Origin of the sequence: Cupriavidus basilensis (genome assembly GCF_008801925.2) — a bacterium.
GTDB lineage: Bacteria > Pseudomonadota > Gammaproteobacteria > Burkholderiales > Burkholderiaceae > Cupriavidus > Cupriavidus basilensis.
Genome location: NZ_CP062804.1, coordinates 2021519 through 2035832 on the forward strand (window position 1 = coordinate 2021519; position 14314 = coordinate 2035832).

Consider the following 14314-nt stretch of genomic DNA (forward strand, 5'->3'; position numbering starts at 1 on the left):
CGAACTCGGCTAGCTTGAGCGCAGTCTCGCCGCGCGCATTGGTTACGCCTTCAATGAGGCTGCCACCGGCGCGCGTAATGCGGTACCCGTGCAGGTAAGCTCCTTGATGTCCGGCGCCCTCGCTGCACTCCTGACACAATGCGACAAAAACCAGGTTAACTTGCGTGACTTGGGCTTCCGAAAAAAATCCGCTACTCCGATGAATTTAGCTTCACAACCCTATCGACTTGGAAACGGGACGTCTATGAGACTATTCCGGAATTGAACCCAGACAATTCGCAGCAATGCGAAAATTACGGAGATTTTGGATTGGCTTGGCAGTGGCGGGGCGTGGGAGCGAGAAAACGCGCTGGCAAGGGTTATCGCCACGGGCGCCGGCAAATCCACCTGGAAAGACGTTGTCGTCACCGCCAGGCGCAGTGAGCACAAGGCCCAAGCGTTCGCGCCTGCTTTTGGTAGTACGATATCGCCCTTGCACGCGTTGCCGTGTTGTCGGGAGAGAGTTTTGCCATCAGTGGATCGCCGTAGCGCCGGCACATCGCGCGCCCGGGCCAGGACCGAAGAACCGTCGCAGAATGAGCTGGCCTATACCGGCCTGCGGGAGCGGCTGACCACGCTGGTCTACCGCCCCGGCGAGCATCTCAACATCTCCACCCTGGTTGAAGATCTTGACCTTGGCCGCACGCCCATCAACCAGGCGCTGCACCGGCTGGCCAACGAGGGGCTGGTCCAGATCCTGCCGCGCAAGGGCGTGGTGGTCTCGCCACTGTCCATCGACGATGCGCTGCACCTGATCGACGTGCGCCTGGCCAACGAAACGCTGTGCGCCAGGCTGGCCGCCGAGCGCATCACCGCCGCCGGCCTGCACAAGCTCGAAAGCCTGCTGAGCCAGGTGGAAGACGCCGTGGCGCAGCGCAACCTGCCCGAGGTGACCAACCTGGACCGCCTGTTCCACGAGGAAATCGCGCAGGTCTCGGGCAACCCGATCCTGATCGAGATCCTCAAGGTGCTGCACGCGCGCTCGCAGCGCTTCTGGGCCATTTCGCTGTCGTCCGAAGGGCACCTGGCCGAGGTCGGCGCCGAGCACCGCGCCATCCTGAAGGCGCTGCGCGAGGGCGACGGCGCGGCAGCGGCCAGCGCGGTCACGGCCCATGTGCTCTCCTTTCGCCAGGCGCTGCTGCAGGGCCGCCGCGAAACGGTCTTCACGACGGCGCTCGAAGGCTAGCCGAATCAGCTTTCGAGCGGCTTCTTCGCGGTTTCCCGCGCCACCAGCAGCGCCACCAGCGTCAGCGCCACGGCGGCGCTGACATACAGCGAGATCGCCAGCGTCGAGCCGTACGACTTGTACAGGCTGGCGATGATCAGCGGCGCAAAGCCACCGCCCACGATGCCCGCCAGCGTATAGGCCAGCGATGACCCGGCGTAGCGCACCCGCGTGGGGAACTGCTCGGTCACGAAGGCTGCCTGCGGGCCATACATCATGGCGTGGATGATCAGCCCAACCACCACCGCGGCGCAGATCTGCAGCGGCTGCGCGCTGTCCATCAGGCGGAAGAACACAAAGGCCCACACCACGGCCAGCAAGGCCCCTGCGATATACACCGGGCGGCGGCCGAGCTTGTCCGACAGGCTGCCGAACAGGGGCACCGCGATGGCGTTGCACGCCGCGCCGATCATGGTCGCCGTCAGCGCCAGCGGCCGGGACAGGTGCAGCACGCTGGTCACGTAAGTCAGCGTGAAGACCACCACCAGCGCATAGAGCACGTCGGAGCCGATGCGCACGCCGCCGGCCACCAGCAGGCGCCGCCAGTGATCCACGAGCACTTCCTTGATCGGCGTCTTGGCCGTGCTCTTGCGCGCTTCCATCTCCTTGAACAGCGGAGTTTCCTCAACGCCCTTGCGCAGCCACAGCCCGAACAGCACCAGCAGCACGCTCGACAGGAACGGAATGCGCCAGCCCCACGCCTGGAAATCCTCCGGGCTCAGCCACAGCGACACCACGGCGATAAAGCCGGTGCCCAGCAGCGTGCCGCACGACGGCCCCACCTGCGTAAACGATGCATTGCGCCCGCGCTGGTGCTGCTCGCCGTGCTCCATCGACAGCAAGACCGCGCCAGCCCATTCGCCGCCGATCGCCGCGCCTTGCGCGAAGCGCAGCGCCACCAGCAGGATCGGGCTCCAGATGCCCCACGACATGTAGGTGGGCAGCACGCCCATCAGGCCCGTGGCCACGCCCATCAGGATCAGCGTGGCGACCAGCACGAAGCGCCGGCCGAGCTTGTCGCCCAGATGCCCGAACAGCACGCCGCCAAGCGGGCGCGAGACATAGCCCACCGCATAGGTGGAAAACGCCAGGATCGTGCCCGTGAGCGGATCGAACGACGGGAAGAAAACCGCGTTGAACACCAGCGCGGCCATCAGGTTGTAGACGGTGAAGTCGTACCACTCCAGCGTGGTGCCGATGGTGCTGGCCGCGGCCAGCCGGCCCATCCTGGGCTTGGCGGCGTGGGTGGCCGCATCGAGCGTGCCCGCGGCGCCCTGCGTGGCGGAAATCGTGCTTGCGTTGGTCATCACGCCACCTCCCCGGAGAAGAGCTTCCATTTCAACGCGTAGCGTGCGGCCTGCTGCATCGATGCGCCCAGGCGCTTTGCCGCTTCCTGCAGTGCCTGCTCGCTCGCGGCTTCGGCGCTGCTCTCGATCACCAGGATGGGCAGCAGTTGCCGGTCGGTCAGGCTCTCCTTGGGCAGCGGCTGGCTTAGCTCGGCGTCGGGCATCAGCAGGTAGGACTGGACAAAGCCTGGCTGCGCGGACAGTTGCCCGCCAACCTCGCCCGCCAGGTCGATCAGTGCCAGCGGATCTTCCGGCTTGGCCAGCGGCAACACGGCAATCCAGCTGCCGCTGCCCTGCCCGACCGTGGCGGTGACTTCGCTCACGCGGCGCATCGGCTGGCGCATGCGGTCCAGGTTGGCCACCGACCACGGCGTCTGGCGGCGAAAGGCCGCCTTGTAGGCCGCCGAGGTGAAGGCACCGAGCGACTCGGTGCGATACAGGCCGAGATACTTGGGGCCGCCCTGCACGGCTTCATAGCGTGCGGCGGAGATGAAGCCTTCGATGCGGGCGCGCTCTTCCACGTGCTCGCGGTCGTACCATTGATTGAAATCGGCCTCGTCGGCCGCATCCACATTCGACGCGACAAACAGCATGCCCTGCGGGGCCATGCCTGCCGCGCGCGCTGTCTCCAAACTTTCGGTCGCAAACATCTCGCTCATCAAACTCTCCGGTTGCCACGCCAATACAAAGCGGTGAGAGGATGATCGGCGCGATCGCCGCGCGCGACAAACGGGTTTTTCTTCGTGTTTCCGATCAGTTTTTCTGTTCGATCCGGCTACGTTCGCGCACCAGCCTGGCGCGCGGCCGTGCTTCACTCTGGCGCAAACGGTGCAGGCAGCGAACGCACGAAGCGATCCGATTCGCGGCAGGCCAGCTCCGCCACCAGGCGAATCGCCTCCGACGCCGCATGGTCGAGATGGCTTACTACCAGCCGTTGGTGCGGCAGCGGCACATCGCAACAGATCACGCGCAGCTCACCGCGCTCCACCTCTTCACGCACCGGCGCCAGCGGCATCAGCGCGTTGCCAAAGCCCGCCTTCACCAGCCGCACGATGGCCGCGATGGAGCTCACGCAGTGCACCTTGCCAACGGGCAGCCCGGCCTTGCGGTACAGCTCCTTGAGCGCCACGTGCGGCTGCGATCCCGGGCTCATGGTGATGGTCGGGTGCTGCAGCAACGTGGCCAGTTTCCCTTCATCGGGCTGCCCCGCGCCGGGTGGCCCGACCCACCCGATCGCCATCGGCAGGCACGGCGTGCTGGTGATGCCCTCGCCCACAGCGGGGTCCGTCTGCAAGGCGATATCGATGCCGCCGGCGCGCAAGGTCTTGTGCAGCCCTTCGGTGGTCTCGGAGGTGATCTGCACCTCGATGCCCGGATAGGATGATTGCAGGTGCCGCAGGAAGTCGACCAGCCAGGTATGCACCACGCTCTCGATGGCGCCGATGCGCACCAGCCCCAGCAGTTCGTGGCCGGAGCGCCCCAGCACCATGATCTCCCGCTGCAACTCCAGCAGCCGCTCGCCGTAGCCAAGCAGGCGCAATCCCACCGGCGTGAGCCGCAGGTCCCGCGCCTCGCGCTCGAACACGCGCGCGCCAATCTCCTGCTCCAGCGAGGCAATGCGATTGGACATGGCCGCCTGGGTGATGTGCAGCTTCTCGGCCGCCGCACGAAAGCTGCCTAGCCGCGCTACCCACATGAAGGCTTCGACAAAGCGCGTGTTCATGGCGCTGGGCCTTCGCATGCACCGCCCCTGCGGCACTCATAGCACCCACCGCAGTGCGCGCGGCGCCTCAAATCGTCTCCCGGCCAGGGCTGGCCAGCCTCGCTACTTGCATTTTGTCCGCCTTGTGAAATTTCACAGAATTAACAGCGGATTTTTATGCAATATCCACGCCAGTGCTGTAGTGGGATTCCCTAGCTTGCTTTCATGCCTTCCGGCTGCGGCAAGCCCCCTCTGACGAAGGGTGGCGCTCGCTGAAGCCGAGCGCGCACAAGCCAGTGCCGGGCGCCGGCCGTATTCCCCGCCAGCGTGGGCTTTATTGATCACCCCCAAACGCTACAATGCCGCGTCGCCAGCAACAGCAACAGCAGCAAAACGGACGAGATGAAACCAAGGCAACGTCCCACCCCGCAACCACCGCCCGCCGAAACCGCCAACGGCGCTCGCTGGGTCAAGCCCTTTGCCCTCGTTGCCGCCACGCTGGCGGTGCTGCAATTCGGCCTGCTGGTGGGACGCAACAACAGCGGCAACGCCCCACTGCCGGCGCACAGCGACGGCGGCGGCAACCTGCACGCACAGTTTCACCCGGAAGCCACCGAGGCCCAGATCCGGGCCTGGCTGCTGCGCGAAGGCCTGCAGATCGTCGGCGGGCCGGACGCCACGCACAGCTATACCCTGCGTGCCTGCGACGCGCAGCGCGCGCTGCCTGTGCCCGGCCCCGACAATCCGCTGGCTCGGCGCGGTCCCTGAGCGCGCTTAGCGGGCGGCGGCGCCCGCAGGCAAGTCCAGCCGCCCGGCCAGGTCCATCAGCGCAGCCGCGCACGAGGCGTCCACCTTCAACGCCAGCAGTGCATCGGCACGGGTCTGGCCAAGATTGATGGCCGCCACCGGCTTGCCCAGCTTTTCCGCCGCCAGGCAGAAACGGTAGCCGGAGAACACCGTGAGCGACGAGCCGATCACCAGCAAGGCATCCGACTCATCCAGCGCCTGCAGGGACGCATCCACGCGCTCGCGCGGCACCGACTCCCCGAAGAACACCACGTCGGGCTTGAGCACGCCGCCGCAATGCCCGCACGCGGGAATGTGCACTGCCTCGAAGCTGGCCAGCTCCAGGTGCGCATCGCCATCGGAAGCCGGCAGCGCGCGCAGTTCGGCTAGCGACGGGTTGTCCGCCTCGAGCTGCGCCTGCAGCGAGGCGCGCGGACGGCGCGTGCCGCATTGCAGGCAGATCACGCTGCCCACATGGCCATGCAGCTCGATCACGCCGGTGCTGCCGGCGCGCTGGTGCAGGCCGTCCACGTTCTGCGTGACAAGCTGGCGCACATAGCCCGCCGCTTGCAGCTGAGCCAGCGCGAAGTGCGCGGCGTTAGGCTGCGCGTTGGCAAGCACCGGCCAGCCCAGCATGCTGCGCGCCCAGTAGCGCTGGCGCACCGCATGCGAGCGAAAGAACTCCTGCGCCTGCACGGGCGGCGTGCGCTGCCAGTTGCCCTGCGCGTCACGGTAGCCGGGAATGCCGGAGTCGGTACTGATGCCGGCCCCCGTCAGCACCAGCAGGCGCGGATGGTCCCGCACGAACGCGTGGAGATCGGCCAGCATATTCCGGTCGGTGACGGTCACGGCAGGACTCCTTGTTGTGGTATGTGCGCGGTACTTGCGTGGGAAGTGGGCGTGCCAGCCGGGTCAGAAGCTGGGACCGCCCGCGCCGGCATCGGCTGTCTGGCCGGCGAGCGCCAGCCAGGCCTTGAGCTCGGCGCGGTACTGCTCCATCGCCGCGGCGTGCAGGTCGAAGATGCAGGGATCGCAGCCATTGCCGCAGCAATCATTGATATCCGGCGTGGGTGGCGCCACAGGCTTGGGCGGCAATGCCTGCGCTGCAGGCTCCGGCGTAGTTGCCGTTTCTGGGGTGCGCCCTGTGGGGGACGCCAGGTTTTCTACCGACACCATCGACTCCAAGACTCCAATTGAATTGCACGATCAGTATACGGCGGGCGCGCCCGCATCGCTGCCGCTGGCCAGCCATGCCTCGAACGCCTCGCTGGCCGGCTCCCCCGCTACCGCCGCATAGACCACCAGCCGCAGGTGACGCTCCTCGTCCGCAGTGAGCGTGGCATGCTCGCAGCGCACCGTGCCCACCGCATCCAGCCACAAGGCGCGGGTGCCGGAGCAGACGCCCTGCACGTCGTGCTGGCGCCACCATTGCCTGAAATCCGGCGCCGCGCGCTCCAGCTCGTCGACCAGCTCAAGCAGCGTCGGATCGTCCGGTGCGCGGGCCAGGTCGCGGCGAAAGCTCGCCAGCATCTGTGGCGCCTGTGCCTCCCAGCCAGCAAAGCGCTCGCGCATCGCCGGGTCCAGAAAGATCATGCGCAGCAGATTGCGATGGCCCGGCGCGCAAGCGCCAAAGCCAAACACGCGCTCGGCCGCCGCGTTCCACGCCAGCACATCCCAGCGCAGGTTGAGCACATAGGCAGGCCGCAGCGGCAGGTCGTCCATCAACCGGCGCACCAGCGGCGGCACCGTGCACCAGGTGCGCCCGCTCTCGGCCGGCGGGCGCTGGTGCGCCAGCAGAAACAGATGGCGCCGCTCGGCGGCGTCCAGCCGGAGCACGCGCGCCAGGTTCTCCAGGAACGCAGCCGAAACGCCGATCTCGCGCCCCTGCTCCAGCCAGGTGTACCAGGTCAGGCCCACGCCGGCCAACGCCGCCACCTCCTCGCGGCGCAGGCCCGGGGTACGGCGCCGGCCCGCGCTGGGCAGGCCCGCCTGCGCGGGCGAGATGCATTCGCGCCGCTGGCGCAGGAAGTCCGCCAGCGCGGCGCGGGTACGGTCCAGGGTGCGTGGCGGCATGGCGTTAGTCTGTTACCCGTTGTAATAGCATAAACAGTTAAATTGTAATACTTTAACCAGCAACTGAGAATGCGGGCCTGCGTGTTCACCAGGATCCCCCATGCTCTCTCCAAGCGGCTTGCCCGCGCTGTTCGTGCTGTTACTGGGCGGCTTTGTCACCGTCTTCGACCTGTTCGTGGTCAATGTGGCGATTCCCGCCATCCAGGCCGACCTGGGCGCCAGCTTCGCCGAGGTCGGCGCGGTAGTGGCGGCCTACGAACTGGCCTACGGCGTGCTGCTGATCACCGGCAGCCGCCTGGGCGATCTCCACGGCCGGCGGCGGCTGTTCGTGCTCGGCATGGCGGGCTTCACGCTGGCCTCGGCGCTGTGCGGCGTGGCGCCTGCTCCGGCGCTGCTGATCGCGGCGCGCGTGCTGCAAGGCGGCGCCGCCGCGCTGCTGTTCCCCCAGATCTATGCCGTGATCCGCGTCAGCTTTGACGATGCCGCACGCCGCCGCGCCTTCGGCCTGCTCGGCATGACGCTTGGCCTGGCCGCCATCGCCGGCCAGGTGCTGGGCGGCCTGCTGGTGCAGAGCGACCTGTTTGGCCTCGGCTGGCGCCTGATCTTCCTGATCAATATCCCGGTGGGCGCGGCTGCCATGCTGGCCGCGCGGCGCATCCCCGAATCGCGGGCCGTGCCAGCGCCCGGCTCGCCCGCAAGCGGGCTAGACTGGCCCGGCGTGCTGCTGGCCAGCGCCGGCCTGACGCTGCTGCTGGTGCCGTTGCTGGAGGGCCCGGCGCGCGGCTGGCCGGGCTGGACCTTTGCCTCGCTGGCGCTGGCCGCCGCCTTGCTGGCCGGCTTTGTGCGCGTGGAACAGCGCCGGCCCGCGCCGTTGGTGGACCTGGCCTTGTTTGCCCAGCACCGCTTTGCCCTGGGCACGCTGGTGGTGCTGCTGGTGTACTCCACGGCCAGCGCGTTCTTCCTGTGCTTTGCCCTGCTGTTGCAGGCCGGGCTGGGCGTCGGCCCGCTGCTGGCCGGCAGCGTGTTCGCGCCGGCCAGCGTGGGCTTCGTTGCCGCGTCGATGTGGACGCCCCGGCTGGTGGGGCGCTTCGGCAATGCCGTACTCGCCGTGGCGGCCTTGCTTTACGCCGCGGCGCACACTGCCCTGACGTTCCAGGTGGTGACGGCGGGCGCCATGCTGGTGCCCTGGCATCTGGTGCCCGCGCTGATCCTGTTCGGCCTGGCCCAGGGCATGCTGATGACGCCGCTACTCAATCTTGTGCTCGGCCTTGCGCGGGAGACGCAGGCCGGCATGGCGTCCGGGGTGGTGTCGACCATGCAGCAAGTCGGCGGCGCATTCGGCATCGCCATCGCTGGCATGTTCTTCCAGCGGGCGCTGCAAGCCGAAGGCAGCATGGGCGGCGCGCAACGCTATGCCCACGCGTTTGCCGGCGCAATGGGCTACAACCTCGCGGCAGCGTTGCTCTGTGCGCTGCTGTTGCTCGCGCTGGCTCGGCCACTAGCCCGCCCGGACGCTGCGGCACAGGCCGCACGCTGATCAGCCGCCCGCGCCGGGCGAGGGCTTGCGGGCCTCCAGCACCGCCCGCAGCCGCGTCACCGCCTCGGCCGACTCGGCCTCGATGCGCTTGCGCAGGACCAGCCAATTGCTCAGCGCAAACAGCAGGTTAGGCGCGGCGTAGCTGAATTCGCGCCGGAAATGCGTGCCCTCCGGCGTCCGGGCGAGCGTGTAGCGGACCGCGCCCGCTTCGCGCCCGTCGATGGTGCCCTGGATCATCCAGGCCGAGGACGGGCTGCGCTCCACCGCGGTCCACACCACCTGGCCGCGCCGCCCGGCTACCGAGAAGGTCTCGGTGACCTGCTCGCCGGGCAGGAGCGAATGACCGGCCGAGGCACCGGTCACGGCGAGCGAGGATGGATGCCAGTTGGGCCAGTTGGCGGGCGTGGAAACGTAGTCGAACACCACGGCATCGGGCTGCGCGATCGTCGCCTCGTTGACGATATGCGTGACAGGGCGCCACGACTGCGGCAAGGGGAGCAACAGAACAGCCGCCGCGCCCGCCAAAACCAGGAATCCGACGAACAGGGTCCGCCGCTTGTGGGTCCGCCTTCTGTGGGTTCGCCGCCTGCTCATGGTGGGGGCCTGGACTATCTAGCGCCGGCGGGCTGCGGTGCGGGCTGCGGCCTGCGGCCTTTCCGGCTGAGGTGGCCGCGATGCTTTTAGTGTAGTCAGATTTGTTCGCCGCGTTGGCGCGGCAACGACAAAACGCGGCAGCCGCGCGAGGGCGGCTGCCGCGTTTTAAAGGCTTGGCGCCGGAACCTAGTGGTTCACGGCCAGCGGGCCAGTGCCCGTCTGCGCCACACTGGGTGCGGCATCCGGCAACGGCCCCCACCCACCGCCCAGCCGGCGCACCAGCGCCACCGTGGCGGAGGCGCGCAGCCCGGCCACCTGGTTGGCCTCGCGCTGCGACTGCAGCACCGTACGATCCGCGTCGATCACCGTCAGGTAATCCACCGCGCCTGCCTCGTAGCGGCTGCGCGAGATCTTGGCCGCGCGGCGGGCGCCGCCCAGTGCGCCGTCCAATGCGCCGGCCTGCTGGCTCAGCCAGCGTACGTCCGCCAGGCTGTCTTCCACCTCGCGCATCGCGGTCAGCACGCTCTGGCGATAGCTCGCCACCGCCTCCTCGTGCTGCGCGCGCGCCGCCGCCAGGTTGGCCTTGTTGCGGCCCCCGTCGAAGATCGGCGCGGCGATCGTGCTGCCCACCAGCGGCCCCAGCATCCACGCGCGCGAGGACCACTTGAACAGGTTCGACAGGTCGTTCGACTCAAAGCCAAACAAGCCGGTGAGCGTGATGCGCGGATAGAACGCGGCCTTCGCCACGCCGATCCGCGCGTTGGCTGCCGCCATCAGGCGCTCGGCCTGGGCGATGTCGGGGCGGCGCTCCAGCAGGTCGGAGGGCAGCCCCGCCGGCACGGCGATCAGCGCGGCGTCCAGCGGGCGCGCGGCCAGCGTGAAGGCGGCCGGCGGCGCGCCCGTCAGCACCGCCAGCGCGTGCTCCTGGTTGGCGCGGCGGCGTTCGATGCCGGCGAGATCCGCGCGGGCCGTACCCAGCTCGGCTTCGGCGCGGGCGGGATCCAGATCCGTGGTCTCGCCTTCTTCGAACCGGCGCTTGAGCAGCTTGAGTGCGTCCTCACGCAAGGTGATGGTGGCGTTGAGCAGGTCGCGCTCGCTGTCCAGCGTGCGCAGTGCGAAGTAGGCTTGCGCAACGTCCGCCTGCAGCGCGAGCAGCACCGAGCGATACAGGTCTTCGGCAGCGTCGCCTTCCGCTCGCGCCGCCTTGACGTTGTCCGCCACGCGGCCGAACAGGTCCAGCTCATAGCTGGCGATGGCGCGCGCCTTGAGCACCGTCTGCGGCGCCACCCGCGTGCCGTCGGGCAACCCCTGCGAGGCGGCCGAGAGCTGGGTGCGGGTCGGGTCCAGGCCCACGCTCAACTGCGGGTACTGGTCGGCCTCGGCCACGCCGGTGAAGGCGCGGGCCTGCTTGAGCCGCGCCGCGGCGATCGCCAGGTCCTGGTTGGACTCGGTGGCCGTGGCAATCAGGCGGTCGAGATCGGCGTCGCCGAAGATCTTCCACCATTCGCCGCGCTGCGCGCCTTCGGCGGGCGTGGCCACCTTCCATTGCGTGCCTTCGGCTTGCGCGGCCATCGCTTCCTTGTAGGCCGGCGTGGCGGCGGTCGCGCTTTCCGGCACCTTGTAGGTCGGCGCCAGCGAGCAGCCCGCCAGGATCAGGGCCACGGCCAGCGTGGCCAGTCGCGGCAGCGCCGCGGGCAGTAGCGATGTCATCTTGGATGTCAGTGTTGCGTTCATGTCGATCACCCTTACTCAGCAGAGGCGATAGCCTTGTGGCTCGCCGACGGCGCGTCCGACACCTTGCGGCGCTCGCCACGGGTCGCCAGCATACGCAGCGCCACGTAGAACACCGGCGTCAGGAACAGCCCGAAGAAGGTCACGCCCAGCATGCCGGCGAACACCGCCACGCCCATCGCATGGCGCATCTCGGCACCCGCGCCGGTGGACACCACCAGCGGCACCACACCCATGATGAACGCGAACGATGTCATCAAGATCGGGCGCAGGCGCAGGCGGCTGGCTTCAATTGCGGCAGCTACGATCGAGCGGCCTTCATGCTCCAGCTCCCGCGCAAACTCCACGATCAGGATCGCGTTCTTCGCTGACAACCCCACCAGCACGATGAAACCAATCTGCGTGAAGATGTTGTTGTCGCCCTTGGTCAGCCACACGCCAGTCATGGCGGCCAGCAGGCTCAGGGGCACGATCAGGATCACGGCCAGCGGCAAGGTCAGGCTTTCGTACTGCGCGGCCAGCACCAGGAACACCAGCAGCACGCACAGCGGGAAGATCCATACCCCCGCGTTGCCGGCCAGGATGTCCTGGTAGGTCAGGTCGGTCCACTCGAACTTGATGCCCTTGGGCAGCGTCTCGGCCGCAATGCGCTCGGCCGCGGCTTGGGCCTGGCCCGAGGAGAAGCCCGGGGCCGGGCCGCCGTTCATGTCGGCGGCGGTGAAACCGTTGTAGCGGATCACGCTGTCCGGGCCAAAGCCCTGGTTGACGGTGAGCAGCGACGACAGCGGCACCATGTCGCCCGCGCTGTTGCGCGTCTTCAGTTGCAGGATGTCCTCGGCGTGGGCACGGAACTGCGCATCCGCCTGGACCTTGACCTGGTAGGTCCGGCCAAACTTGTTGAAGTCGTTGACATAGGCCGAGCCGAGGTAGGTCTGCAGCGTGTCGAACACGTCCGTCACCGGCACGCCCAGTTGCTTGGCCTTCACCCGATCGAGCTTCACATCCAGCTGCGGCACGTTGACCTGGTAGTTGGTGAAGATACCGGCCAGCTCCGGCGTGGCGCGCGCCTTGTTGGTAAAGGCGTTGGTCGCGTCGAACAGGGCGTCATAACCCAGCGCGGCACGGTCCTCGATCATCATCTTGAAGCCGCCGATGGTGCCCAGGCCCTGAACCGGCGGCGGCGGGAACACGGCGATAAAGGCGTCCTGGATCGCGGCGTACTTGCCATTGAGCTGCGCCGCGATGGCGTTGCCCGACAGTTCCTTGGTCTTGCGTTCTTCAAACGGCTTGAGCGAGACGAAGACGATGCCGGCGCTGGGGCTGTTGGTGAAGCCATTGATCGACAGGCCCGGGAAGGCAATCGCCGACTCCACGCCCGGCTGCTTGAGCGCGATGTCGGACATCTGGCGGATCACGTCTTCGGTGCGGTCCAGCGTGGCGCCGTCAGGCAGCTTGGCAAAGCTCACCAGGTACTGCTTGTCCTGCGCCGGCACAAAGCCCTTGGGCACCAGCTGGAACACACCCCAGGTCAGCGCCAGCATCACGGCGTAGACGCCGAACACTGCCGTCTTGCGCGAGATCACGCCCTTCACACCCTTGCCGTAACGATCGGCGCTGGCGCCAAAGAAACGGTTGAAGCGGCCAAAGAAGCCACCCAGCACGCGATCCATGCCGCGCGAGAGCCAGTCCTTCGGCGCATCGTGGCCGCGCAGCAGCAGCGCGGACAAGGCCGGCGACAGCGTCAGCGAATTGAAGGCCGAGATGATGGTCGAGATGGCGATGGTCAGCGCGAACTGCTTGTAGAACTGACCGGTCAGGCCCGTCATGAAGGCCAGCGGCACGAACACGGCGATCAGCGTCAGCGCGATCGCGATGATCGGGCCGCTCACCTCACGCATGGCCTTGTAGGTGGCCTCTTTTGGCGATAACCCCTCGGCGATATTGCGCTCGACGTTCTCCACCACCACGATCGCATCGTCCACCACGATCCCGATGGCGAGCACCAGCCCGAACAGCGACAACGCATTGATCGAGAAGCCAAAGGCATGCATCAGCCCGAACGTCCCCACGATCGACACGGGCACGGCCAGCAGCGGAATCACCGAGGCGCGCCACGTCTGCAGGAACAGGATAACCACCAGCACCACCAGGGCGATGGCTTCGAACAACGTGTGGGTCACGGCTTCGATGCTATGGCGCACGAACTGCGTCGGGTCATAGACGATGCTGTAGTCCACGCCATCGGGGAAGTTCTGCTTGAGCTCCTCCATGGTCTTGCGCACATCGTCCGAGATCTGGATGGCGTTGGAGCCCGGGGCCTGGAAGATCGGAATGGCCACCGCGGACTTGTTGTCCAGCAGCGAGCGCAGCGCGTACTCCGACGCGCCCAGCTCGATGCGCGACACGTCCTTCAGGTAGGTCACGCCGCCATCGGGCGAGGTCGCCACGATGATGTCGCCGAAGGCCTCCACGGTTTCCAGGCGGCCCTGCGCGTTCACGGAAAGCTGCAGGTCAGCGCCCGGCAGCGCGGGCGAGGCGCCGATCACGCCAGCGGCCACCTGCACGTTCTGCTCGCGGATGGCCTTGACCACGTCGGCGGCCACCAGCTTGCGCTCGGCCATCTTCTCGGGGTTCAGCCACACGCGCATGGAATAGTCACCCGAGCCGAACAGCTGCACCTGGCCCACGCCCTGGATCCGCGCCAGGCGGTCCTTGACGTTGATCACCGCGTAGTTGCGCAGGTAGGTCATGTCGTAGCGGTCGTTCGGCGAGACCAGGTGGACCACCATGGTCAGGTCGGGCGAGCTTTTCACCGTGGTGATGCCCAGGCGGCGCACGTCCTCGGGCAGGCGCGGCTCGGCTTGCGCCACGCGGTTCTGCACAAGCTGCTGGGCCTTGTCCGGATCGGTGCCGAGCTTGAAGGTGACGGTCAGCGTCAGCAGGCCATCGCTATTGGCTTGCGACGACATGTACAGCATGTCCTCGACGCCGTTGATCTGCTCCTCCAGCGGAGACGCCACGGTCGCGGCAATCACCTTGGGGTTGGCGCCCGGATACTGCGCGCGCACCACCACGGACGGCGGCACCACCTCGGGATACTCCGAGATGGGTAGCTTGAACATCGAGATGGCGCCGATCAGGAAGATCAGCACCGATAGCACGCCGGCAAAGATAGGCCGGTCGATAAAGAATTTCGAGAGATTCATCTCAGTCTCGGCTGTCTTGGCGAAAGGGCTCCCCCTGGCGGCCTGAATGGCAGGCGCCATGTGGAGCGGGGAAGC

At 67.5% G+C, this 14314-nt stretch carries 12 protein-coding genes; 3 read left to right on the plus strand and 9 right to left on the minus strand.

The features are described from left to right. Positions 1-514: 514 nt before the first annotated feature. Positions 515-1225: a GntR family transcriptional regulator gene (locus F7R26_RS29895; RefSeq protein ID WP_150990734.1), complete on the plus strand. Its 711-nt coding sequence runs from the start codon at positions 515-517 to the stop codon at positions 1223-1225. A gap of 5 nt (positions 1226-1230) precedes the next feature. Here the strand turns inward: F7R26_RS29895 and F7R26_RS29900 are convergent, their stop codons facing one another. The 3 genes from F7R26_RS29900 to F7R26_RS29910 form a co-directional block, all read right to left on the minus strand. Continuing rightward, positions 1231-2490 (minus strand): MFS transporter, encoded by a 1260-nt coding sequence (locus tag F7R26_RS29900; RefSeq protein WP_206702571.1) that lies wholly within the window; start codon positions 2488-2490, stop codon positions 1231-1233. Positions 2491-2570: 80 nt separating this feature from the next. Continuing rightward, positions 2571-3269: a DUF4286 family protein gene (locus F7R26_RS29905; RefSeq protein ID WP_206702530.1), complete on the minus strand. Its 699-nt coding sequence runs from the start codon at positions 3267-3269 to the stop codon at positions 2571-2573. A 152-nt stretch (positions 3270-3421) separates the two neighbouring features. Then, positions 3422-4333, minus strand: coding sequence for a LysR family transcriptional regulator (locus F7R26_RS29910; protein ID WP_150990738.1), 912 nt, complete (start codon positions 4331-4333; stop codon positions 3422-3424). Between the two features lie 381 nt (positions 4334-4714). On the opposite strand from F7R26_RS29910, the gene F7R26_RS29915 reads away from it, so the two are divergent. Then, complete coding sequence (locus F7R26_RS29915) at positions 4715-5080, plus strand: hypothetical protein (RefSeq protein ID WP_150990637.1); 366 nt, start codon at positions 4715-4717, stop codon at positions 5078-5080. Between the two features lie 6 nt (positions 5081-5086). On the opposite strand, the gene F7R26_RS29920 is transcribed toward F7R26_RS29915, so the two are convergent. The 3 genes from F7R26_RS29920 to F7R26_RS29930 all read right to left on the minus strand — a co-directional run bounded on the left by F7R26_RS29920 (position 5087) and on the right by F7R26_RS29930 (position 7171). Further along, entirely contained in the window at positions 5087-5926 is an 840-nt protein-coding gene (locus tag F7R26_RS29920) for an NAD-dependent protein deacetylase (RefSeq protein ID WP_241754785.1), read from the minus strand. Positions 5927-6010: 84 nt separating this feature from the next. Beyond that, on the minus strand, positions 6011-6193 hold the full coding sequence (locus F7R26_RS29925; RefSeq protein ID WP_174427713.1) for an oxidoreductase-like domain-containing protein: 183 nt from the start codon (positions 6191-6193) through the stop codon (positions 6011-6013). A gap of 111 nt (positions 6194-6304) precedes the next feature. Next, positions 6305-7171 carry a helix-turn-helix transcriptional regulator gene (locus F7R26_RS29930; RefSeq protein ID WP_150990643.1) on the minus strand — a complete coding sequence of 289 codons (867 nt, stop codon included), beginning with the start codon at positions 7169-7171 and terminating at the stop codon, positions 6305-6307. 100 nt (positions 7172-7271) lie between these two features. On the opposite strand from F7R26_RS29930, the gene F7R26_RS29935 reads away from it, so the two are divergent. Then, on the plus strand, positions 7272-8708 hold the full coding sequence (locus tag F7R26_RS29935; RefSeq protein ID WP_206702531.1) for an MFS transporter: 1437 nt from the start codon (positions 7272-7274) through the stop codon (positions 8706-8708). Here the strand turns inward: F7R26_RS29935 and F7R26_RS29940 are convergent, their stop codons facing one another. From F7R26_RS29940 to F7R26_RS29950, 3 genes are all read right to left on the minus strand, one after another. Beyond that, positions 8709-9233, minus strand: a complete 525-nt coding sequence (locus tag F7R26_RS29940) for an SRPBCC family protein (protein ID WP_150990742.1) — start codon at positions 9231-9233, stop codon at positions 8709-8711. 255 nt (positions 9234-9488) lie between these two features. Further along, positions 9489-11036 carry an efflux transporter outer membrane subunit gene (locus tag F7R26_RS29945; protein WP_150990645.1) on the minus strand — a complete coding sequence of 516 codons (1548 nt, stop codon included), beginning with the start codon at positions 11034-11036 and terminating at the stop codon, positions 9489-9491. An 11-nt stretch (positions 11037-11047) separates the two neighbouring features. Continuing rightward, positions 11048-14239 (minus strand): efflux RND transporter permease subunit, encoded by a 3192-nt coding sequence (locus tag F7R26_RS29950; protein WP_150990647.1) that lies wholly within the window; start codon positions 14237-14239, stop codon positions 11048-11050. Positions 14240-14314: the final 75 nt, after the last annotated feature.

Coding starts and splice junctions, on each gene's coding strand:
- F7R26_RS29900 (WP_206702571.1), bottom strand. CDS start 2,490: ATGGGCCGGCTGGCCGCGGCCAGCACCATCGGCACCACGCTGGAGTGG.
- F7R26_RS29905 (WP_206702530.1), bottom strand. CDS start 3,269: ATGAGCGAGATGTTTGCGACCGAAAGTTTGGAGACAGCGCGCGCGGCA.
- F7R26_RS29910 (WP_150990738.1), bottom strand. CDS start 4,333: ATGAACACGCGCTTTGTCGAAGCCTTCATGTGGGTAGCGCGGCTAGGC.
- F7R26_RS29915 (WP_150990637.1), top strand. CDS start 4,715: ATGAAACCAAGGCAACGTCCCACCCCGCAACCACCGCCCGCCGAAACC.
- F7R26_RS29920 (WP_241754785.1), bottom strand. CDS start 5,926: ATGCTGGCCGATCTCCACGCGTTCGTGCGGGACCATCCGCGCCTGCTG.
- F7R26_RS29930 (WP_150990643.1), bottom strand. CDS start 7,171: ATGCCGCCACGCACCCTGGACCGTACCCGCGCCGCGCTGGCGGACTTC.
- F7R26_RS29935 (WP_206702531.1), top strand. CDS start 7,272: ATGCTCTCTCCAAGCGGCTTGCCCGCGCTGTTCGTGCTGTTACTGGGC.
- F7R26_RS29945 (WP_150990645.1), bottom strand. CDS start 11,036: ATGAACGCAACACTGACATCCAAGATGACATCGCTACTGCCCGCGGCG.
- F7R26_RS29950 (WP_150990647.1), bottom strand. CDS start 14,239: ATGAATCTCTCGAAATTCTTTATCGACCGGCCTATCTTTGCCGGCGTG.